General features: G+C 65.6%; 17 protein-coding genes. 5 read left to right on the top strand and 12 right to left on the bottom strand.

The annotated features are described in order from the left end of the window. Positions 1-34: 34 nt before the first annotated feature. The 5 genes from VVR85_RS04625 to uvrA all read right to left on the bottom strand — a co-directional run bounded on the left by VVR85_RS04625 (position 35) and on the right by uvrA (position 5,323). Entirely contained in the window at positions 35-835 is an 801-nt protein-coding gene (locus VVR85_RS04625; protein WP_368519768.1) for a TrmH family RNA methyltransferase, read from the bottom strand. Positions 836-985: 150 nt separating this feature from the next. After that, the gene (rplT, locus tag VVR85_RS04620; RefSeq protein ID WP_290226108.1) at positions 986-1,369 is read right to left on the bottom strand and encodes a 50S ribosomal protein L20; all 384 of its coding nucleotides are present in this window, start codon (positions 1,367-1,369) and stop codon (positions 986-988) included. Positions 1,370-1,426: 57 nt separating this feature from the next. Then, entirely contained in the window at positions 1,427-1,621 is a 195-nt protein-coding gene (rpmI, locus tag VVR85_RS04615; protein WP_070769319.1) for a 50S ribosomal protein L35, read from the bottom strand. Positions 1,622-1,654: 33 nt separating this feature from the next. Next, positions 1,655-2,176, bottom strand: a complete 522-nt coding sequence (gene infC, locus VVR85_RS04610; RefSeq protein ID WP_290226283.1) for a translation initiation factor IF-3 — start codon at positions 2,174-2,176, stop codon at positions 1,655-1,657. A gap of 294 nt (positions 2,177-2,470) precedes the next feature. Beyond that, on the bottom strand, positions 2,471-5,323 hold the full coding sequence (uvrA, locus tag VVR85_RS04605) for an excinuclease ABC subunit UvrA (RefSeq protein WP_368519767.1): 2,853 nt from the start codon (positions 5,321-5,323) through the stop codon (positions 2,471-2,473). An 84-nt stretch (positions 5,324-5,407) separates the two neighbouring features. Here uvrA and VVR85_RS04600 point away from each other — a divergent pair, with 84 nt between their 5' ends. The 4 genes from VVR85_RS04600 to VVR85_RS04585 all read left to right on the top strand — a co-directional run bounded on the left by VVR85_RS04600 (position 5,408) and on the right by VVR85_RS04585 (position 10,432). Further along, positions 5,408-6,010, top strand: a complete 603-nt coding sequence (locus VVR85_RS04600; protein ID WP_368519766.1) for an MBL fold metallo-hydrolase — start codon at positions 5,408-5,410, stop codon at positions 6,008-6,010. 123 nt (positions 6,011-6,133) lie between these two features. Beyond that, entirely contained in the window at positions 6,134-7,048 is a 915-nt protein-coding gene (locus tag VVR85_RS04595) for a DoxX family membrane protein (protein ID WP_368519765.1), read from the top strand. Between the two features lie 108 nt (positions 7,049-7,156). Beyond that, the gene (locus VVR85_RS04590; RefSeq protein ID WP_368519764.1) at positions 7,157-9,382 is read left to right on the top strand and encodes a UvrD-helicase domain-containing protein; all 2,226 of its coding nucleotides are present in this window, start codon (positions 7,157-7,159) and stop codon (positions 9,380-9,382) included. A gap of 15 nt (positions 9,383-9,397) precedes the next feature. Further along, positions 9,398-10,432 carry an App1 family protein gene (locus tag VVR85_RS04585; protein ID WP_368519763.1) on the top strand — a complete coding sequence of 345 codons (1,035 nt, stop codon included), beginning with the start codon at positions 9,398-9,400 and terminating at the stop codon, positions 10,430-10,432. 106 nt (positions 10,433-10,538) lie between these two features. Here VVR85_RS04585 and VVR85_RS04580 read toward each other — a convergent pair whose 3' ends face one another. The 6 genes from VVR85_RS04580 to rpsA form a co-directional block, all read right to left on the bottom strand. Next, positions 10,539-10,979 carry a universal stress protein gene (locus VVR85_RS04580; protein WP_368519762.1) on the bottom strand — a complete coding sequence of 147 codons (441 nt, stop codon included), beginning with the start codon at positions 10,977-10,979 and terminating at the stop codon, positions 10,539-10,541. Between the two features lie 97 nt (positions 10,980-11,076). After that, positions 11,077-11,523 carry a universal stress protein gene (locus VVR85_RS04575; RefSeq protein WP_368519761.1) on the bottom strand — a complete coding sequence of 149 codons (447 nt, stop codon included), beginning with the start codon at positions 11,521-11,523 and terminating at the stop codon, positions 11,077-11,079. A 48-nt stretch (positions 11,524-11,571) separates the two neighbouring features. Next, entirely contained in the window at positions 11,572-13,677 is a 2,106-nt protein-coding gene (uvrB, locus tag VVR85_RS04570; RefSeq protein ID WP_368519760.1) for an excinuclease ABC subunit UvrB, read from the bottom strand. A 33-nt stretch (positions 13,678-13,710) separates the two neighbouring features. Beyond that, entirely contained in the window at positions 13,711-14,301 is a 591-nt protein-coding gene (gene coaE, locus VVR85_RS04565) for a dephospho-CoA kinase (RefSeq protein WP_368519759.1), read from the bottom strand. Beyond that, positions 14,301-16,316, bottom strand: a complete 2,016-nt coding sequence (locus tag VVR85_RS04560) for a glucose PTS transporter subunit IIA (RefSeq protein WP_368519758.1) — start codon at positions 16,314-16,316, stop codon at positions 14,301-14,303. Before VVR85_RS04560 ends, coaE begins: the two co-directional genes overlap by 1 nt. Before the next feature lie 242 nt (positions 16,317-16,558). Further along, a complete protein-coding gene (gene rpsA / locus VVR85_RS04555) occupies positions 16,559-18,019 on the bottom strand; it encodes a 30S ribosomal protein S1 (protein ID WP_070769309.1) in 1,461 nt (486 codons plus the stop codon). A gap of 242 nt (positions 18,020-18,261) precedes the next feature. Here rpsA and VVR85_RS04550 point away from each other — a divergent pair, with 242 nt between their 5' ends. Continuing rightward, a complete protein-coding gene (locus tag VVR85_RS04550; protein ID WP_368519757.1) occupies positions 18,262-18,726 on the top strand; it encodes an RDD family protein in 465 nt (154 codons plus the stop codon). 19 nt (positions 18,727-18,745) lie between these two features. Here the strand turns inward: VVR85_RS04550 and polA are convergent, their stop codons facing one another. After that, a complete protein-coding gene (gene polA, locus VVR85_RS04545; protein ID WP_409338178.1) occupies positions 18,746-21,352 on the bottom strand; it encodes a DNA polymerase I in 2,607 nt (868 codons plus the stop codon). Positions 21,353-21,370: the final 18 nt, after the last annotated feature.

Genomic DNA, 21,370 nt, shown 5'->3' with positions numbered 1-21,370 from the left:
TGCGTCAACCCCGGCTAGTTCGGGCTAGTTCGGGCTAGCTCTGCGCTTTGGCGGACTCGTAGAGGCAGATACTGGCGGCGGTCGCGAGATTGAGGGACTCGGCGCGGCCCCGAATCGGGATCCGCACCCGCAGGTCCGCCTGGTCCAGTAGGTCCCGGCCCAGCCCGTGGGCCTCGTTGCCGAAGAGCCAGGCCGTCGGTTGCGAGAGATCCACGTCCGCGAGATCCGCTTCCCCATCGGCGGCGGTGGCCAGGATCTGCAGGTCGTGGGAGCGCAGCTGGCCCAGCACGTCCTTGACGTTGGTCTCGCGCGCCACCGGCACGTGGAACAGCGAGCCGGCCGAGGCCCGCGCCACCTTGCAGCCCAGCGGATCGACGGTCTCGCCGGCGAAGATGACCCCGTCGGCGCCCATCGCGTCCGAGGTGCGAATCAGGGTGCCGGCGTTGCCCGGCTCGCTGGTCAGCACCGGCACCGAAACCAGCGAGGGCTTGCCCGCCAGGATCTTGCCGGCCGACCACAGCACTGGGCGGCATACGGCGAACAGGCCGGTGGTCGTCGCGGTGTCGGACAGCGACTTGGCGGCCTTGTCCGTAATGGGGTGGACGTAGACGTCCATATAGCCAGCGGCGGTAAGGATCTCCGAGAAACGCGACGCTGCCTGCTCGGTGGCGAAGACGTCGGTGGCTGCGCCGGTGGACACGGCGGCATCGACGGCGTTCTCGCCCTCGATGAGGAAAGCGCCGGCCTTCCGGCGGGCCGCGGCGCGGTGCAGCTTCGTGGCTTTGGCCACGCGGGGCGTGCGTTCGGTTAGAGGTTGGGAAAAGTCCAGTGTCATACCCGCCAATCTAGCAGTCAGGCCACCACCCACCCGCACGGGGACCGCAGGCCCAGATACCAAAAAGCCCCGCGACCGGCGCACTGTTAAACAGTGGCGGGCGCGGGGTGGAAGGCGAAGTAGTGAAACTACTCCGAGAGCCGTTAAGGCTTAGGCAGCCTTCGGGGCGTTGACGTCCTCCGGCAGGGCGGCCTTGGCGGCGTCGCACAGCGCGGAGAAGGCGTCGAAGTCGTTGACGGCCAGCTCGGCCAGGATCTTGCGGTCGACCTCGATCTCAGCTAGGCGCAGGCCGTGGATGAGACGGTTGTAGGTCAGGTCGTTCATGCGGGCTGCAGCGTTGATGCGCTGGATCCACAGCTTGCGGAACTCGGACTTACGGGCGCGACGATCGCGGTAAGCGTAAGTCATGGAGTGCAGCCACTGTTCCTTCGCAATGCGGTAGCGGCGGGAACGGGCGCCACGGTAGCCCTTAGCGGACTTCAGAATCGCGCGACGCTTCTTCTTGGCGTTCACAGAGCGCTTTACTCGTGCCACGGTAGTACTTCCTTAAATCTTTCTCGACGGTATTGAGGTGGGGTGGGTTCGGCGCTACTAGGAGCGGCCGAGCAGGCGCTTGACGCGCTTGACGTCGGACTGGGCGACAGCCTCGGTGCCCTTCAGACGACGGGTGCGCTTGGAGGGCTTGCCCTCCAGCAGGTGGCGACGGCCAGCCTGCTCACGGCGCAGCTTGCCGGAACCGGTCACCTTAATACGCTTGGCGGTGCCCTTGTGGGTCTTCTGCTTCATGAGAATTAAGTCCTTAAATCCCTAGTGTGTGGTCTACTTCTTACCCTTGCGAACCGGGCCCAAGACCATGGTCATGTTGCGGCCATCCTGCTTGGGGCGGGACTCGACGACGCCGACCTCCGCGACGTCCTCAGCCAGCCGCTCCAGCAGGCGGAAACCGAGTTCCGGACGCGACTGCTCGCGACCGCGGAACATGATGGTCACCTTGACCTTGGAGCCCTTTTCGAGGAAGCGAACAACATTGCCCTTTTTGGTCTCGTAATCGTGGTCATCGATCTTAGGACGGAACTTCTGCTCCTTGACCACAGTCTGTTGCTGGTTCTTGCGAGCCTCACGAGCCTTCTGGGCCTGCTCGTACTTGTACTTGCCGTAGTCCATGATCTTGGCCACCGGCGGCTTCGCCTTCGGGGCAACCTCGACCAAGTCCAAATCGGCTTCGTACGCAACCTTGCGGGCGTCGTCGGTACGGACAACTCCTACCTGTTCACCCTCGGGTCCGATCAGACGAACTTCGGGTACTCGGATTCGCTCATTGATGCGAGCTTCAGCGCTGATTGTGTGTCTCCTAAGTGAGAAGGGTCAATAGTTAATTCGCCTACCAACGCCACAAACAAAGAAACCCGCCTGCCAAAACTGACAGCCGGGAGGTCTCACCTAGATACCGCGCCCCGAGGGGCTCGGTTACCTTTTGACCCGTTGCCTGCTCTAGGCGGCTGGGGGTGGGAGAATCTCCGCTTGTGACCCGGAAACCTTATGGAAGGTACCACGGGCGGTAGTGCCAACAACATTAGCACGCCACCCGCGGCCCACCAAATCGCGGCCCCGCTCCCCTTTCCGCGGCCAACTCGGCTACTTGCCGGCCGGGGTCAAAACGTCGGCGAGGAACTGCCCGGTATAGGAGCCTTCGACGGCCGCGACCTGCTCCGGAGTACCCTCCGCGACGACCGTGCCGCCGCCGTTGCCGCCCTCCGGGCCCATGTCCACTAGCCAGTCGGCGGCCTTGATGACGTCCAGGTTGTGCTCGATGATGATGACCGAGTTGCCCTTGTCCACCAGGCCCTGGATGACCAGCATCAGCTTGCGGATGTCCTCGAAGTGCAGGCCCGTGGTCGGCTCGTCCAGGATGTAGACGGTCCGGCCGTTGGTCCGCTTCTGCAGCTCCGAGGCCAGTTTGACGCGCTGGGCCTCGCCGCCGGACAGGGTCGTCGCCGCCTGGCCCAGCCGCACGTAGCCCAGGCCCACCTCTACCAGCGTGTGCAGGTAGCGGTGGATGGAGGTGATCGGCTCGAAGAACTCGGCGGCCTCCGAGATCGGCATGTTCAGCACCTCGGCGATGTTCTTGCCCTTGTACTGGACCTCGAGCGTCTCGCGGTTGTAGCGCGCGCCGTTGCAAACCTCGCAGGGCACGTAGACGTCCGGCAGGAAGTTCATCTCGATCTTCAGGGTGCCGTCGCCGTGGCAGGCCTCGCAGCGCCCGCCCTTGACGTTGAAGGAGAAGCGCCCGGCTTTGTAGCCGCGCACCTTGGCCTCCTGGGTCTCGGCAAACAGGTTGCGGATCTTGTCGAACACGCCCGTGTAGGTCGCCGGGTTCGAGCGCGGGGTGCGCCCGATGGGGCTCTGGTCAACCTGCACCAGCTTGTCGAGGTGCTCCATGCCCTCCACGCGCTTGGCGCGGCCGGGCACCTGGCGCGCGCGGTTGAGCTCGTTGGCCAGGGTCTTGGCCAGGATCTGGTTGACCACGGTGGACTTGCCCGAACCGGACACGCCGGTCACGCAGACCAGCACGCCCAGCGGGATGGTCACGTTGATGCCCTTGAGGTTGTTCTCCCGGGCGCCGACGATCTTCAGCACGCGCTGCTTGTCGATCTCGCGGCGGTGATCCGGCACCGCCAGGACCTTAGCCCCGGACAGGTACTGCCCGGTCAGGGAGTCCTCGCAGCTTTCGATGCCGTCCGGCTCGCCCTGGTAGACCACGTGGCCGCCGTATTCGCCGGCGCGCGGTCCGATATCCACCAGCCAGTCCGCCTGGCGGATGGTGTCCTCGTCGTGCTCGACGACGATCAGGGTGTTGCCGATATCCCGCAGCCGCTGCAGCGTGGCGATGAGCCGCTGGTTATCGCGCTGGTGCAGGCCGATGGACGGCTCGTCTAGGACGTAGAGCACGCCCGCCAGGCCGGAGCCTATCTGGGTGGCCAGGCGGATGCGCTGGGCCTCGCCGCCGGACAGCGTGGACGCACCGCGGTCCAAGGTCAGGTAGTTCAGGCCGACGTCCAGCAGGAAGCGCAGGCGCGCCTGGATCTCCTTGAGCACCGCGCCGGCGATGATCTCCTCGCGGTGGCCCAGCTGCAGCGTGGACAGGAACTCGGAGGCGTCCTCGATGGACAGGGCCGTCAGCCCCGCGATGGACTGCTCGCCGTGTGCGCCCGAGGCCAGGCGCACGGCCAGGATTTCCGGCTTCAGGCGGGAGCCGTGGCAGGTCGGGCACGGCACCTGGCGCGTGTACTGCAGCAGGCGGTCCTTCTGCGAGTCGGAGTCGGTGGTCTCCAGCTTGCGCTCGATAAAGCCCACCGCGCCCTCGAAGGGGGCGGTCCAGTTGCGCTGGCGGCCGTAACGGTTCTTGTAGCGGACGTGGACTTCCTGCTCGGTGCCGTGGATCAAGGCATCGCGCTGCTCGTCGGTCAGCGAGCTCAGCGGGGCGTGCGGATCGAAGTCCAGCGCTTTGCCCAGGCCCTCGACCAGCTTGACGAAGTAGCGGCTATTGGGGCTGGAGTGCCAGGGCTGGACGGCATCGACAGCCGGGGCGTCCGGGTCCGGGATGAGCAGGTCCTCGTCGACCTTGAGGCGGGTGCCCAGGCCGTCGCAGACCGGGCAGGCGCCGAACGGCGAGTTGAAGGAGAAGGCGCGCGGCTCGTATTCCTCGATGGTCAGCGGGTGCCCGTTCGGGCAGGCGGCCTTCTCCGAATAGGTGTGGTTGAGTTCTGGCTGGTCCACGAAATCGATGCTCACCAGGCCCTCGGCCAGGCGCAGGGCCGTCTCCACCGAATCCGTCAGGCGCTGCTTCTGGGAGGCCTTGACCTGCAGGCGGTCGACGACCACCTCGATGTCGTGTTTGATCTGCTTCTTCAGCTTCGGCGGATTAGACAACTGGTGGACCTCGCCGTCAACGCGCACGCGGGCAAAGCCCTGGGCGGCCAGGTCGGCAAAGAGGTCGACGAACTCGCCCTTGCGCTTGCGCACCACCGGGGCGAGCACCTGGAACTTCAGCTTTTCTTCGTGCTCCAGGACCGTGTCCACAATCTGCTGCGGGGTCTGCCGCTCGATGACGGCGTCGCACTTCGGGCAGTGCGCCGTGCCCGCGCGCGAAAACAGCAGGCGCAGGTAGTCGTAGATCTCCGTGATGGTGCCGACCGTCGAGCGCGGGTTGTGGTTGGTCGACTTCTGGTCGATGGACACGGCCGGGGACAGGCCGTCGATGAAATCGACGTCCGGCTTGTCCATCTGCCCCAGAAACATACGGGCATAGGAAGACAGTGACTCCACGTAGCGGCGCTGGCCCTCTGCGAAAATGGTGTCGAAAGCCAGCGAGGACTTGCCCGAGCCGGACAGGCCGGTGAACACAATCATTTTGTCGCGGGGCAGGTCGATATCTACCCCTTGCAGGTTGTGCTCGCGGGCGCCGCGGACGACAAGGCGATCAGCCACAGTTTGCCTACCTTCCTTAATGGATCTGCTGCAGATTATTCACTGCGGGTCTCTTCGCTTGAATTTACCCGTAGACTGGTCAACATGACTAAAGAGCTCAAGCTACACCATATTTCCGTCTCCGACATGGACAACAATTGCTACCTGCTGGCCTGCGGCGACGAGGGCTTGCTTGTCGATGCCGCCGACGACGCCCCCGCCATCCTCGACATGGCTCGCCAGGCTGGCGTCAGCATCACCGCGGTCTTTACCACCCACCGCCACTGGGACCACGTCCGCGCGCTGCCGGAAATCCTGAAGGAAACCGGCGCCACCCACTACGCGTCCTTCCTGGACTCGCCCGCCCTGCCCGCGCCCGTCGACGTCGAGCTCAACCACGGCGACACCATCGACTTCGCCGGGCACGAGCTGCCCGTCATCATCCTGCGCGGCCACACCCCGGGCGGGGCGGCGCTGGTCACCGAGCTGGACGAGGTGCCCAACCTCTTCGTGGGTGATTCCCTCTTCCCCGGCGGCGTCGGCAAGACCACCTCGGAGGGGGACTTCGTCCGCCTGTACAAGGATCTGACCGAACGCGTATTTGATATCTATCCGGACGAAACGGTCGTCTGGCCGGGCCACGGCAAGCCCACCACCCTCGACGAGGAGCGCCCGCACCTCGGCGAATGGTGGGACCGCCGCTGGTAGTCTCCCCCGGCTGGCCCACAGCCGCGGAAAAAGTGCGTAAACTTGAACCCCTAGGTTAAATTTCTGGCTTAGAACTTCTAGGTTAGACTTACTGGTCTTTTTCACTAAAGGAGCATTTCAGACATGATTCGCAAGATTGCCCGCCCGATGTTGGCTTCGGTCTTCGTTTTCGACGGTGTGGACACTCTCCGTAACACCTCCGATCACGTGGAGGAGACGGAGTCCTTCCTGCAGACCCTGCGCAAGGCGCTGCCGGGTAGCTACGCCGGTTACGTCCCGAACGACCCGGAACTGGTTGCCCGCGGCCTGGGCGGCGCCAAGGTTGGCGCCGGTTCCCTGCTCGCCCTGGGCAAGGCTCCGCGTACCTCGGCCGCTGTGCTGGCCGCTGCTACCCTGCCGACGATGTTGACCCGCAACAACTTCTGGGAGGCCGACAGCGCCGAGGAGAAGACCTCCAAGCGCAACGGCCTGCTGACCAACACCGCCCTGCTGGGTGCGCTGTTTATCACCACCCAGGACACCGCCGGCAAGCCGTCCCTGCGCTGGCGCGCCCAGAAGGCCGGTGAGCGCACCAACAAGAAGATCCAGCAGGCGCTGCCGACCAAGTCGGAGTCCCAGAAGTTCGCCGACGACGTGACCGAGCGCGCCTCCGATTTCTCGGATCGCGCTTCCGACTGGTTCAACGAGACCTCCGACAAGGTCCAGGCCTACATCGATGACAACAAGGACGACTGGCAGGAAAGCGGCAAGGATCTGCTGGAGACCGCTAAGGGCTACGTCAACGACGCCAAGGACTTCGTCACCGACAACAAGGACGACTGGCTGAAGGCCGCCCAGGACAACGCCGAGACCACCCGCAAGGGTGCCGTCAAGGCCGCGTCCCGCGCCCAGGAGAAAGCCGAGAAGGCCCGCTCCGCCGCCGACAAGAAGAACGGCAAGCGCGCCGCCAAGAAGGCTTCCAAGAACGCTGACAAGCTGCAAAAGCGCGCTGACAAGGCCATCGCCAAGGCCATGAAGAAGCTCGAGGGCAAGCTCTAAGCTTTCTCCTTCCAGCTACTTTTCTCACGCAACGGCCCAGCGAGTATGCTGGGCCGTTGTTCTTTTGCCCACCCCGCAAACCCGTGCACAAGACAGAAAGCCCACCAAATGACCGGTGAACGTGACCCGCGGCAGGCCGCGGCCCACCAGGCCGAGATAGCCGCCGAGCAGGCCTACGTGGATGGCTTGTTCGATCGCCTCGACGACGCCGTCGCCCGCGCCAACGAATCCCTGGCCCGCGTGCAGGCGGATGTCGATCCCCAGACCCCCGACGCGGACGCGCTGGTGCGCCGCGAGACCGAATACCACGGCCTGCAGGCCAAGCTCGACAAGCTCAACCTGGCGCAGCTGGGCTTGGTCTTCGGCCGGATCGACATCGACGCGGACGGGGACAACCCGACCGAGGCGGGCCTCGACCGGCGCTATATCGGGCGCATGGGCATGGACGACCGCGCCGACGATTACCGCACCCTGCTGTTGGACTGGCGCGCCCCGATGGCCCGCCCGTTCTACCTGGCCACCACCGCCCACCCGGAGGGCGTCGAACAGCGCCGCACCATCCGGATGCGGGGGCGGGAGGTCACGGATCTCACCGACGAGTTCCTCTCCGGCGACGGCGCCGGCACGGATACCGCCGGCGTGGCCAGCGAGTCGGCGCTCTTCCAGGCCCTGCAGCAGGCGCGCACGGGACATATGTCCTCCATCGTGGAGACCATCCAACGCGAGCAGGACGAGATCATCCGTGATTCCACCCGCGGCGTCCTCGTCGTCGAGGGCGGCCCGGGCACCGGCAAGACCGCCGTGGCGCTGCACCGCGTGGCCTACCTGCTCTACACCTACCGCGAGCGGCTCGCCTCGACCGGCGTGCTTATCGTGGGCCCCAACCCGACGTTTTTGGACTATATTTCCCAGGTGCTGCCCGAGCTGGGCGAGACCGGCACCGTGCTCTCGACCATCGGCGACCTCTTCCCCGGCGTGACGGGCAACCACCCGGAGGATCTCCTCGCCCGGGAGATCAAGGGCTCCGAGGCCATGGCGGAGATCCTGGCCAACGCCGTCAAGGACTACCAGCAGGTGCCGGGCGAAGCCCAGGAGATCACCGTCGAGCAGCTGCCGCTTGAGGTCACCCCGGCCATGGTCAAGGCCGCCCGCACCCGCGCGCGCCGCTCCCGCAAGCCGCACAACGATGCCCGCCTGGCCTTCGCCGAGCACCTCACCGAGTCCCTGGCCCAGGCGCTTTCGGAGCGCATCGGCGCGGACCCGCTGGGTGGCGAGAACCTGCTCTCGCGCGCCGACGTCGACCAGCTCCACGACGACCTGTCCGAGTCCCCCGCCGTGCGCGAGCTCATCGACGCCTACTGGCCGGAACTCAGCCCCCAGCAGGTACTTTCCGAGCTGCTGTGCTCCCGGGAGTTCATCGCCCGGGCGGCCGCGGCCTACGACGAGGAAACCCAGGGGGCACTCTACCGCGCCGACGGTACGGCCTGGACGGCCAGCGATGCTGCGCTTCTCGACGAGCTCGCCGTCTTAATCGGCATGCCCGACCCGGCCGCCGTCGAGGAGGCCGAACGCGAGGCCTGGAAGCAGCAGGTCGCCGAAGCCGAGGACGCCCTGGACATCCTCAGCAGTTCCGAGTCCACCGACAACGACGACGACATGTTCGACGCGGAGATCCTCTCCGCGCACGACGTCATCGACGCCGAGACCCTGGCGCGGCGCCAGCAGGTCCAGGACCACCGCACCACCGCCGAGCGCGCTCGTGCCGACCACACGTGGGCCTTCGGTCACGTCGTCGTCGACGAGGCCCAGGAGCTTAGCGCCATGGAGTGGCGGATGGTCTTCCGCCGCAGCCCCTCGCGCTGGGTCACCCTGGTCGGCGACACCGCCCAGACCAGCGCCCCGGCCGGCGTCGACGCCTGGGCGGACACGCTCGAGCCCTTCGTCGGCGGCCGCTTCCGCCACCACCGCCTGACCGTCAACTACCGCACGCCGGAGCCCATCGCCGAGGTCGCCAACCGGCTGCTTACACTCATCGACCCGCACGCCGAGCCCGCCACCGCCATCCGCCCCGGCGAGCCGGTGGCCTACCACTGCCTGCCGGAGGAGGAAGCAGACCGGCCGGCAGCCGGCATCGGCAGCACGGCGGACGGACGCCTGCGCGCGGTGATTGATGCCAGCAACGTCGAGGAGATCAAGGGCCTGGAGTTCGACCACGTGGTCATCGTCGACCCGCAGGCTATCGTCGCGGCCTCCCCGCAGGGGCTGCAGAACCTCTACGTGGCGCTGACACGGGCCACCCAGACGCTTACGGTCTACGGCGAGCTGCCCGCTTAGGATAGATTGGTCATTATGGCTTTATCTGATTTTGCCCGCCTTTGCGAGCGCCATATCAACCGCTGGAGCGTGAAGCGATCCGACGCTCGGGGCTGGGTCCCCACGGTGACCGGCTACCTGGGCTACGGCAGCCCGGACCGAGTCCGCGTGCTGGGCCGCGTTCTGATGGAAAACCCCGAGAAACCGGCCCGCAACTGGGCCGAGCGCGGCTACCGCCAATTTTTCACCATCCAGGTCGCGGGCATCGATATCACGGTCACCGCCGGGGATCAGACCGTGCACGCCTCCACCAACGACAACGGCTATATCGACGTGCTCGTCAAGGACCACGGCTTGCCTCCCGGGTGGCACGAGGTAACCATTGCCGCCGAGGGCGCCGAGCCGGTGACCGCGGAAGTCCTCATCGTCGACGAGAAGACCCGCGTCGGCATCATCAGCGACGTCGACGACACGATCATGGTCACCTGGCTGCCGCGCGCCCTACTGGCAACCTGGAATTCCTGGTTCAAGCGCACCAACCGCCGCCAGCCCGTGCCGGGCATGGACGCGTTCTACTCGGAGCTTATCGATGCCCACCCGAACGCACCCGTCTTCTACCTCTCGACCGGGGCGTGGAACACCTTCGACACCCTGATGAATTTCGTCCGCGCGCACCGCCTGCCGCGCGGCCCGATGCTGCTGACCGACTGGGGTCCCACCCCCACCGGGCTCTTCCGCAACGGCGTGGAACACAAGAAGGTCCAGCTCCGAAATTTGATTATCGACTTCCCCCACATCCAGTGGGTCTTGGTCGGCGACGACGGCCAGCACGATCCGCTGACCTACCGTGACATAGTCAACGAGCACCCCGAGCGCATCGCCGGCGTGGCCATCCGCAACCTGTCGCCGCAGGAGCACGTGCTCTCGCACGGAACCGCCGCCCCGCTCGCCGAGGCCGGCGACAGCGCGCGCAGCGACGTCCCGCTCATCCAGGGCGACAACGGCCACAGCCTCCTGGCGGTCTACCGCCGCAACCCCTTCGAGCGCGTCGAAAAGCACCGCACTCACTAGGCCCTCCTCCGGCGCCCGTGGCCCGGGCACGCGAAAGGCCCTCCCCGACCGCATCGCAAGGGACGCAGCGGGGAGGGCCTTTTAATCTCCGGCGGCTAGCCGCAGCTTAGGCGACGGTGTGAACGATCATGACGTCGCAGTCGGACTGACGGGCAACGTCGGCCGGGACGGAGCCCAGCAGGCGGCCGGTCAGGGAGTTGATGCCACGGTTACCGACGATGAGCAGGTCAGCCTTGTTGTCGTTGACAATCGACATCAGGGCCTGGACCGGGGTGCCCGGGCGGACGGCGGTCTTGACGTCCTTGACGCCGAACTTCTCAGCGTGCTCGCGGCCGGCCACGAGGTTAGCCTCGGCCTTGTCATCACCCAGGATGGTCACAGACTCCTGACGCAGAGTCTTGGAGGCCTCTTCCTTGTTCTCGTAGTAGGCGCAACCGATGATGAGGGTTGCGTCGAACGCAGCGGCAATCTTGGCCGCCCGCTCCACTGCCAGCAGGGAGGAGTTGGAGCCGTCGGTGCCGACAACAATGGTGTTGTAATCGCTCATGGTGACCTTTCTGTGGACTCTTAGTCCGCAAAATATTCTTCTGGTATTTACCCTATTCTAGTGTAACAACCAGCCGGCGGGGCTTTGGTGCAGCGAGCTAGTCAGTGGTATCTGCCACAAGCACATCGACGTGTGCCCGGCGGGTCAGATCCTTCGCCACGGAGCCGAAGACGCGGCCGCGCATGGAGTTGAAGCCCTTGTTGCCCACGACGAAGAGATCGACGTCGAAGTCCTCGCCGGCCGCCAGCAGCGCCTTGACCGGATCGCTGGAGCGGCCCACGATCTCGACGTTGTCGGCCTTTTCCTCCTCCGCGACCTTCAGCGCGGTAGCCAGGAAGTCCTTCGCCATGTCCTCGCTGATGACCGGCACGCCGGTGTTGTCCGAGCCGGTGGCCCCCAGCATGGAGCTGGAGTGGTTGAAGAACGCGGAGACGATGATGAGGCGGGCCTCGTAGACGCGCGCCAAGGAGGCGGCGGTGCGCACGGCGCGCAGGGAGGTAGCCGAGCCGTCGGTGCCGACGACGATGTTCGAATAGGTAAGCATGTTCTTTCTTTCTTGCAGATTCAGCTTGCTTCCGCCCTAGTATAGCCTCTAAATGCCCGCCTCTTTGAGGCCTCGCGCTTCCTTTTTCAGGTCCGCAATCTCGTCGCGCAGACGTCCTGCAAGCTCGAACTTGAGCTCGCGGGCGGCCTCCCCCATTTGGGCGGTCAGATCGTCGATGAGCTTCTCGACTTCCTCGACCGCCATCGAGGACACGTCCGGCTTGTCCACCATCGCCGCCGGGTCACTGGCCGCGGCCGATTCCCCGTCGCCGTCGCCGTCGTTGTCGTAGACCTGGTCCAGGATGTCGGCGATCTTCTTGCGCAGCGGCTGCGGATCGATGCCGTGCTCGGTGTTGTAGGCGATCTGCTTCTCGCGGCGGCGCTCGGTCTCCTCGATGGCGTTGTTCATCGACTCGGTCACCTTGTCCGCGTACATGATGACCTCGCCGGAGACGTTACGGGCCGCGCGGCCGATGGTCTGGATGAGCGACGTCGTCGAGCGCAGGAAGCCTTCCTTGTCCGCGTCCAGGATGGCCACCAGGGAAACCTCCGGCAGGTCGAGGCCCTCGCGCAGGAGGTTGATGCCCACCAGCACGTCGAACTCGCCCAGCCGCAGCTGCCGCAGCAGCTCCACGCGCTGCAGGGTGTCGATGTCCGAGTGCAGGTAGCGCACCTTGATCCCGTGCTCGAGCAGGTAGTCCGTGAGATCCTCGGCCATGCGCTTGGTCAGCGTGGTCACGAGCACGCGCTCCTGCTTGTCGACGCGGGTGCGCACCTCATCGATAAGATCGTCGATCTGGCCCTTCGTGGGCTTGACCGTGACCTTCGGGTCCACCAGCCCGGTCGGGCGGATGACCTGCTCGACGAACTCGCCACCCGCGGCGGTCATTTCGTAATCGCCCGGGGTCGCCGACATGTAGACCGTCTGCCCCACGCGCTGCTCGAACTCGTCGAAGGTCAGCGGGCGGTTGTCCACCGCCGAGGGCAGGCGGAAGCCGAACTCGACCAGGTTGCGCTTGCGGGCCATGTCGCCCTCGAACATGCCGCCGATCTGCGGCACGGTCACGTGGGACTCGTCGATGATCGTCAGGAAGTCTTCGGGGAAGTAGTCCAGCAGCGTCGCCGGCGCGGAGCCGGCCTCGCGGCCGTCGATGTGCCGCGAGTAGTTCTCGATGCCCGAGCAGAAACCGACCTGCTCGATCATCTCCAGGTCGTATTCGGTGCGCATGCGCAGGCGCTGGGCCTCCAGCAGCTTGCCGCGGTTTTCCAAGTCCGCCAGGCGCTCGGCCAGCTCCTCTTTGATGTCCGCGACGGCCTTTTCCATGCGCTCCGGGCCGGCCACGTAGTGGGTGGCCGGGAAGATCCGCAGCTCGTCGACCTGCTCGAGCACGTCCCCGGTGACCGGGTGGATGTAGTAGAGCGAGTCCACGTCGTCGCCAAAGAACTCGATACGCACCGCCCGCTCCTCGTAGGCGGGGATGATGTCGACGGTATCGCCGTTGACGCGGAAGGTGCCGCGGGTAAAGCCGACGTCGTTGCGCTCGTACTGGATGTCGACCAGCAGGCGCAGGAAACGGTCGCGCTCGACCTCGTCGTCCACGGCGAGCACCACCGAGCGGTCCAGGTAGGACTGCGGCGTGCCCAGGCCGTAAATGCAGGACACGGAGCTGACCACCACGACGTCGCGCCGCGAGAGCAGCGCCGAGGTCGCCGAGTGGCGCAGGCGTTCGACGTCCTCGTTGATCGAGGAGTCCTTCTCGATGTAGGTATCCGTCTGCGCGATATACGCTTCCGGCTGGTAGTAGTCGTAATAAGAGACGAAGTATTCGACCGCGTTGTGCGGCAGAAGCTGGCGCAGCTCGTTGGCCAGCTGCGCGGCCAGGGTCTTGTTCGGCGCCATCACCAGCGTCGGGCGCTGCTGCTGTTCGATGAGCCACGCCGCCGTGGCCGATTTACCGGTACCGGTCGCGCCCATGAGCACCACGTCGGCTTCGCCGCGATCCAGCCGCTTATCCAGCTCCGCGATGGCCGCGGGCTGGTCGCCGGCGGGCTCGTATTCGGACTCGACCTTGAACTCGCCGGGGGTGCGCTCCACCTCGCCCACGGGGCGGTGTTCGGACTCGGACAGGATGGGGTGTTCCGCTGCAAAGGCCATGCCGGCCAGTCTACCCGCCCGCCCGCGGGGTCCCTAGGCGAAAACGCGCTCCCGGATGGCCTCTACCCGCTCACGCAGGTCCTCGAGGCTGCCGTTGTTGTCGATGACGATATCGGCCGCCGCGCGGCGCTTATCGTCGGGGATTTGGGCCTTGATGCGGGCACGGGCATCGTCAGCCGTCAGGCCGCGGCCGACCAGCCGGTTAACCCGCTCCTCCGGCTCCACGTCCACGACGAGTACCAGGTCCATGTCCTTGTCCAGGCCCTTGTCGACTAACAGCGGCATGTCGTAGACGACGACCTCGTCGCCGCGCTCGCGGGCCTTGCGGAAGGCCTTGCGGGTCTGCTCCCCGATGCGCGGGTGGGTGATCCGGTTGAGCTTATCGGTTGCCTCCCGGCTGGCGAAAGCCCGCTCGGCGAGCTTGCCCCGGTCCAGGCTCCCATCCGGGTTGAGGATATCGCTGCCGAAGGCGTAGGCGGCGTCCTGGAGGGCCGGGCGGCCCGGCTCCATGATGTCGCGGGCGATCTGGTCGGCGTCCACCACCATAGCGCCGGCTTCCTCCAGCATCTTCGCCACGGTCGACTTACCGCTGCCGATGCCTCCTGTCAGCCCCACCAGCCGCATTAAGCGTCCTCCTTCTTATCGTCTTGCTTGTCTCGCGGCACCACCTCGATGACCGGAGTGGTGGTATCGACTGTACCCAGCGTCGGGTTGACGTGCGCGAATTTCTTCGTGTTGGTCACCACCACCGGCGTAATCAGGTTGTAGCCGCGGGAGCTGATGAACTCCGGGTCGAAGCTGATGAGCTTGTCGCCGGCGGCCACCCGCTGCTTCTTGTCCACGTGGACGGTAAAGCCCTCCCCGCCCAGCTCGACGGTGTCCAGGCCGACGTGGACGAGCAGCTGCACGCCGCTATCCAAGCTCAGCCCCACCGCGTGGCCGGACTTCTGGACGGTGAGCACCTTGCCGTCCGCTGGGGCGTAGACCGTGGTGCCGGTCGGCAGGATGGCCACGCCCTCGCCCAGCTTCGCGCCGGCGAAGATCGGATCGGGGACCTCGCTGAGATCCACGGCCTCGCCGGCCAGGGGCGCATCGATAGCCACGGCGCCCTCCTGGGCCGGGGCGGCGACGGCGACGGCGGCCGGGGCGGCTGCCGCGTTGGACGTAGCCGGCTGCGGGGCGGGAGTCTCCTTGCCCTCGGCGGCGCGGCGCTGGGCGATGCGCTCCAAATCCGCAGCCTTTTCCTCCGGGGTGCGGTAGCCGAAGAAGACCGTCAACAGGAACGAGGTCATGAACGCGACCAAAAGGCCCAGCGCGTAGCCGGCGGCCGGCTCCATCGCGAAGACGGTCAGGGCCGAGGTGAAGACGAAGGCGTTGGCCTTGACGTTGAACAGGCCCATCACCGCGCCGCCGATAGCACAGCCCGGCAGCAGTCGGTAGTAGCTGCGACGGAAGCGCAGCAGGATGCCGTAGAGCGACGGCTCCGAGACGCCGCCGAGCAGGCCGGCGGCCAGACCGCCGATGGAGACCTGGCGCATCTGGTCGTTGTGCTCGCGGAAGGAGATAACCATGACGCCGGCGACGACGCCGAAGCAGGCGAAGTTCCAGGCGCCCATGGGGCCTTGGATGAAGTCGTAGCCATAGGTCGCGATGTTCTGGACCATGATGATGTTCAGCGGCCAGTGCAGGCCCAGCGGTACCAGGAACGGGTACAGCAGCGGCACGACAATAGCCAGGATGAACGGCGAGAACTCGTTGATGCTGTGCAGCAGCCAGGAGATCCCGTTACCCACACCGACGCCGAAGGGACCGAGCAGGAACGCCGTGGCCGGGATCATGATGAGCAGGGAGAAGAACGGCACGAAGACCATGTGCACCGCCGACGGGATGATCTTCTTCAGGCCCTTTTCCAGCCAGTACAGGCCGATGGCCGCCAGGATCGGCGGGAAGACCTGCGAGCCGTAGGAGTTGATGACCAGCGGCAGGCCGAAGACGTCGACGACGTCGCCCTGCTCGCCCATCGCGAGGAACTCCGGGGTCAGCAGGGCCGCCGGGATGGCCGCGGAGACCCACATATTCGCGCCGAGCTTATTCGCCGCGGTGGCCGCGACCATAATCGGCAGGAAGTAGAAGACGCTGCGCCACATGGCGTGGCCCAGCTGGTAGGCCGGCGGCTGCTCCTCCATCGGCGCGCGGAAGTCCTGCCAGCCGATGGTATCGGCCAGGATGAGCAGCATGATGATGAGCGACGCGCCCAAAAGCGCCCACAGGATTGGGCGGAAGGTATCCGAGAGGAACTCGAAGCAGTAGTCGACCCAGGAGTACTTCCCGCGCACGCCGTCGTATTGCTTCTTTTGGCCGCTGGCCTTGTCCCCGGCCGAGGCCGAGACGCCCGGCTGCTTGATAATCGCGTTGTAGTACTCCGCTACCCCGCCGCCCATGACGACCTGGAAACCGTGGTCGCCCTGTGGGACGGTGCCGAGCACCGCCTGGTCTTCGTCCAGCTTGGCGTTGTCGACCAGCGAGGTGTCTGCCAGCTGGAAGCGCAGACGCGTCGCACAGTGGGTCAAGGACGTAATGTTGTCGGCGCCACCGAGGTTGTCCACGATGTGCCGCGCCGTGTCTTGTGTAGACGCCACGACGAAAGCCCCTTCCTAATGAACCGGACCACCGCCGCGGCAGTGGTTATTACCAGGCCAGTATAAAGGGGTAAGCAGTCCGAAACCTAATAGTTCGGACGGCCTATGACATATCCCACTTTTGAGGCACCTGGCCGGCTTCGCGCAGCGTGGTGAGGATAAAACAGGTGGGACTGTCGGGCATGAAAAAGCCCCCGGCCCGCGGCTGCGGACTGGGGGCTCTAGCGGCTAGCTAGCGCGGTTTACTTACCGGCCAGCTTGTCGCGCAGCTTAGCGAGCTGCTCGTCGGAAGCCAGGGAGCCAGCCTCCTCTGCCGGAGCCTCAGATGCCGGAGCTGCATCTGCGGACTCGGAGGAGTAGTTGGAGGACTCGCCGGCCTCGGCTGCCTCGGCGGCAGCGGCACGGTGACGCTCGATCTGAGCGGAGTGCAGCTGGAAGCGGCGCTCGGACTCGGCGTAGCGGGCCTCCCAGGCCTGACGCTGCTCGTCGAAGCCTTCCTTCCACTCGTTGGTCTCCGGGTCGAAGCCCTCGGGGAAGACGTAGTTGCCCTGCTCGTCGTAGGAGTCGGCCATGCCGTACTTGGACGGGTCGAACTCGTCGGTGTAGTCCTCGTCAGCCTGCTTGACCGACAGGGAGATGCGGCGACGCTCGAGGTCGATGTCGATGACCTTGACCATAACCTCTTCGCCGACGGTGACGACCTGGTCCGGGACATCCACGTGGCGCTGAGCCAGCTCGGAGATGTGAACCAGGCCCTCGATGCCCTCCTCGACGCGGACGAAGGCGCCGAACGGAACCAGCTTGGTGACCTTGCCCGGGACGATCTGGCCCACAGCGTGGGTGCGGGCGAAGACGCGCCACGGATCTTCCTGGGTTGCCTTCAGGGACAGGGACACGCGCTCGCGGTCCAGGTCGACGTCGAGCACCTCGACGGTGACCTCGTCGCCCACGGTGACAACCTCGGACGGGTGGTCGATGTGCTTCCAGGACAGCTCAGAGACGTGAACCAGGCCGTCGACACCGCCGAGATCGACGAAGGCGCCGAAGTTGACGATGGAGGACACAACGCCCTTGCGGACCTGGCCCTTCTGCAGCTGGTGCAGGAACTCGGAGCGGACCGCGGACTGGGTCTGCTCGAGGTATGCACGGCGGGACAGGACAACGTTGTTGCGCTGCTTGTCCAGCTCGATGATCTGGGCTTCCAGCTCCTGGCCGATGTACGGCTCCAGGTCGCGGACGCGGCGCATCTCGACCAGGGAAGCCGGCAGGAAGCCGCGCAGCCCGATGTCGAGGATGAGGCCGCCCTTGACGACCTCGATGACGGTACCGGTGACAGGCTCTTCCTTGGCCTGCAGCTCCTCGATGGCGCCCCAAGCACGCTCGTACTGAGCGCGCTTCTTGGACAGGATCAGGCGGCCTTCCTTGTCCTCCTTGGTGAGGACCAGAGCGTCGATCTCGTCGCCGACCTCGACGACCTCATCCGGGTCGACGTCGTGCTTGATGGACAGCTCGCGGGAAGGGATAACGCCCTCGGTCTTGTACCCGATGTCGAGCAGCACCTCGTCGTGGTCAACCTTGACGACGGTACCGGCAACGATGTCACCATCGTTGAAGTACTTGATGGTCGCGTCAACGGCTGCGAGGAAGTCCTCAGCGGTTCCGATGTCGTTGATCGCAACCTGAGGGGTGTTAGAAGATGGCATGCGTAAAAATGCTCCGAAATAACGTAGGAAATCGAATTTGGACAATCGCACGTCTCTTGCGCCACCGCATTAATGCTGCTGAGAGTATTGATGAACGGAGGGACGCAATCCCGCCCCAAGCGCCATTCGACTTTCCTACCAGAGCCGAACGACCGCTTGAGAGCATAGACGCACCTGCTACACACTACATCCGTGCAGCTACTTGCGCAAATACCGGCGGTTTTCTTCTAAGGTGGAAGGCTATGTGGACGGAAAGAATTGCCGTATTGCTCCGCCGGGCCGTCGCCTGGTGGATTGACGCCTTCGCGGTCGCCGCGGTTCTAGTGCTGCTCCGGGGCCTTATCAACCTCATGTTTTCGGAGCCGCTGACCGGGCAGGCCGCCGAGGTCTACAACGTCGTGGGCCTGGCCCTCGGCTTCTTCGCCTACCGCGTGGTGGTCGAGGGACGCTACCGCACCAGCCTCGGCAAATGGTCGTTGGGCCTGCAGGTCTACGAGGGCGCACGCGGATATACCGGCGCCGCGATCCGCAACAGCTGGGTGCTGCTGACCATGCTGGCCGCCGTCGGGCCGGCCATCCTCGACGAGATCGTCATCGGCCTGGTCGCGCTCAGCGTCCTGCTGCTGGGCCGCCACCCGGGCGACTTCGCCGCCCACGCCCGCGTGGACCGGCGCCTCGATCCCTTCGACCCCATGGAAGAGGTCTAGGGAAAGGCCAGGCTCCGCGCTAGTGCGCCGCGGCGTCCCAGTTGGCGCCGGCGCCGGCGGAGACCTCCAGCGGCACGCGCAGCTCAATGGCGGAATCCATCTCCTTTTCCAGGATGGCGCGGATCTCGTCCAGCTCGCCGGGGGCGATTTCGACGACCAATTCGTCGTGGACCTGCAGCAGGACGCGGGACTTCTTTTCCTTGAGCGCGGCATCGACGCGGATCATCGCAACCTTGATGATGTCGGCCGCCGTGCCCTGGATGGGGGCGTTGAGGGCGGCGCGCTCGGCGTTTTCGCGGGCCAGCCGGTTGTCGCTGGCCAGCTCAGGCAGGTAGCGCCGGCGCCCAAAGATGGTCGAGGTGTAGCCGTCCTTGCGGGCGGTGTCGACGACCTCGTCCAGGTAAGTCTTGACCCCGCCGAATCGCTCGAAGTAGCTTTCCATAATCTCCTTCGCCTCCTTCGGGCTAATGCCCAGCTGCTGGGACAGCCCGAAGGCGGATAGGCCGTAGACCAGGCCGTAAGACATGGCCTTGACGCGGCGGCGCAGCTCGGAGGTGACCTGGTTGACGGGGACGTCGAAAACCTTGGAGCCGACGTAGTTGTGCAGGTCCTCGCCCGCCTGGTAGGCCTCGATGAGCCCCGGGTCCTGGGACAGGTGGGCCATCACGCGCATCTCAATCTGGGAGTAGTCCGCGGTCAGCAGGGTCTCGAAGCCCTCGCCCACCACGAAGCCGGAGCGAATCTTACGCCCCGCCGGCGTGCGCACCGGGATGTTCTGGAGGTTGGGATCCGCCGAGGACAACCGGCCCGTCGACGCCACCGTCTGGTTGAAGGTGGTGTGGATGCGCCCGTCCGGCTGGACCGTCTTGATGAGACCTTCCAGCGTGGACTTGAGCTTCTGGTACTCGCGGTGGGCCAGCAGGTGATCCAGGAAGGGGTGCGGGTGGTTAACCGCCAGGGCCTCAATCTCCTTGGCCGCGGTCGAATAGCCGGTCTTGGTCTTCTTCGTCTTCGGCAGGTCGAAGGTATCGAAGAGCACCGCCTGCAGCTGCTTCGGCGAGTTCAGGTTCAGCGAGGGGTCGCCGGCCAGCTCGCGGGCGGCGTCCTCCTGCTCCTTGACCTGGGCGACGAAGGATTCCAGCTGGGAATCCAGCGTGTCGATATCGACGGCGATGCCGGTGGCCTCCATCCGCGCCAGGATGGAAATCAGCGGCAGCTCCAGGTCCGTGTACAGCTGGAAGGAATCGATATCGTGCAGCTGCCGGGTCAGCTCCGCGGCCAGCTCCATAATCGCCGCGGCCGAATCCACCAGGGAGGTCTCGTCCAGCAGGCTCAGCTGGCCGCTGGTCGCCCCGAGGGTCTTGTGCAGGTGGCGCTGGTAGACGTCCGGCAGCTCGTAGGTGCGCTGGCCCGGGCGCAGCAGGTAGGCCGCCACCGCGGTGTCGTGGGCGATGCCCGCCAGCTCGATGCCGCGGCCCAACAGCATGTGGTAGGCCGCCTTGGCCTCGTGCAGGTACTTGGCGCAGTCGGCATCGGCCAGCCATTCGGCCAGCGCCTTGTCGTCGTCGGCGTCGAGTTCGGCCAGCTCGACCTGCAGGCCGTGGTAGTCGGTGTCGACGAAGGCCATGGCGGCGGCATCGCCCTGCCCGGGCCGCCCGTCACCCTGCACGAAGACGGCCACGTGCTCGCGGCCGGGCAGCCAGTCCGCCAGCTTCTCGCTCACGATGCTCACTTCCGGCACCTGCACGTCCTCGTCCTGCGCGGTGGCCTCACCGCCGTCGTTCGGGATGGCCTTGAGCACCCGGTCGCGCAGGTTGGTGCCGAATTCGAGGTTGTCGAAGTGATCGGCGACCTCGCTGACCACCGCGCCCTTAAAGTCCAGATCGGCCGGGCTGACCTCCAGGTCCATGTCCGTAATCATCTGGGTCAGCTCGCGGTTGAGCTGGACCTGTTCGACGCGGTCCCTAAAGTTCTGGCCGGCCACGCCCTTAATATCGTCGGCGTGGGCGACCAGCTCGTCAAGTCTGCCGTACTGGGTGATCCACTTGGTCGCCGTCTTCTCCCCGACCTTCGGGATGCCGGGCAAGTTATCGGAGGGATCGCCACGCAGCGCCGCGAAATCCGGGTACTGCCGCGGGGTCAGGCCGTATTTTTCCTCCACGGCCTCCGGGGTGAACCGGTGCAGGTTGCTCACCCCGCGCATGGGATAGAGCACCGTCGTGGACTCGTTGACCAGCTGCAGGTAGTCGCGGTCGCCAGTAACAATATAGGTATCAAAATCCTCCGCGGCCGTGGCTTCGGTGGCCAGGGTGGCCAGGATGTCGTCGGCCTCGAAGTTCTCCCGCGACAGCGTCGCAATACCCAAGGTGTTAAGCACCTCGCGGATGATGTCCACCTGGCCCTTGAATTCCTCCGGCGCGGCCTCGCGCTGGGCCTTATACTCCGGAAATTTTTCCGTCCGGAAAGTCTTGCGCCCCACGTCGAAGGCCACGGCCATCTTGTCGGGGCGTTCCTCGCTCACGATGCTCGACAGCATCGACAAGAACCCATAGACCGCGTTGGTGTGCTGGCCACCCGAGGTGGAGAAATTCTCCGCCGGCAACGCATAGAAAGCGCGGAAGGCCATAGAGTGTCCGTCGATGAG

The sequence above is a fragment of the Corynebacterium sp. LK2590 genome (assembly GCF_040946105.1).
Taxonomy (GTDB): Bacteria; Actinomycetota; Actinomycetes; order Mycobacteriales; family Mycobacteriaceae; genus Corynebacterium.
This window is presented reverse-complemented; position numbering and strand designations above follow the sequence as displayed.

Coding starts and splice junctions, on each gene's coding strand:
- VVR85_RS04625 (WP_368519768.1), bottom strand. CDS start 835: ATGACACTGGACTTTTCCCAACCTCTAACCGAACGCACGCCCCGCGTG.
- rpmI (WP_070769319.1), bottom strand. CDS start 1,621: ATGAAGCAGAAGACCCACAAGGGCACCGCCAAGCGTATTAAGGTGACC.
- VVR85_RS04600 (WP_368519766.1), top strand. CDS start 5,408: ATGACTAAAGAGCTCAAGCTACACCATATTTCCGTCTCCGACATGGAC.
- VVR85_RS04595 (WP_368519765.1), top strand. CDS start 6,134: ATGATTCGCAAGATTGCCCGCCCGATGTTGGCTTCGGTCTTCGTTTTC.
- VVR85_RS04590 (WP_368519764.1), top strand. CDS start 7,157: ATGACCGGTGAACGTGACCCGCGGCAGGCCGCGGCCCACCAGGCCGAG.
- VVR85_RS04585 (WP_368519763.1), top strand. CDS start 9,398: ATGGCTTTATCTGATTTTGCCCGCCTTTGCGAGCGCCATATCAACCGC.
- VVR85_RS04580 (WP_368519762.1), bottom strand. CDS start 10,979: ATGAGCGATTACAACACCATTGTTGTCGGCACCGACGGCTCCAACTCC.
- VVR85_RS04575 (WP_368519761.1), bottom strand. CDS start 11,523: ATGCTTACCTATTCGAACATCGTCGTCGGCACCGACGGCTCGGCTACC.
- uvrB (WP_368519760.1), bottom strand. CDS start 13,677: ATGGCCTTTGCAGCGGAACACCCCATCCTGTCCGAGTCCGAACACCGC.
- coaE (WP_368519759.1), bottom strand. CDS start 14,301: ATGCGGCTGGTGGGGCTGACAGGAGGCATCGGCAGCGGTAAGTCGACC.
- rpsA (WP_070769309.1), bottom strand. CDS start 18,019: ATGCCATCTTCTAACACCCCTCAGGTTGCGATCAACGACATCGGAACC.
- VVR85_RS04550 (WP_368519757.1), top strand. CDS start 18,262: ATGTGGACGGAAAGAATTGCCGTATTGCTCCGCCGGGCCGTCGCCTGG.
- polA (WP_409338178.1), bottom strand. CDS start 21,352: ATGGCCTTCCGCGCTTTCTATGCGTTGCCGGCGGAGAATTTCTCCACC.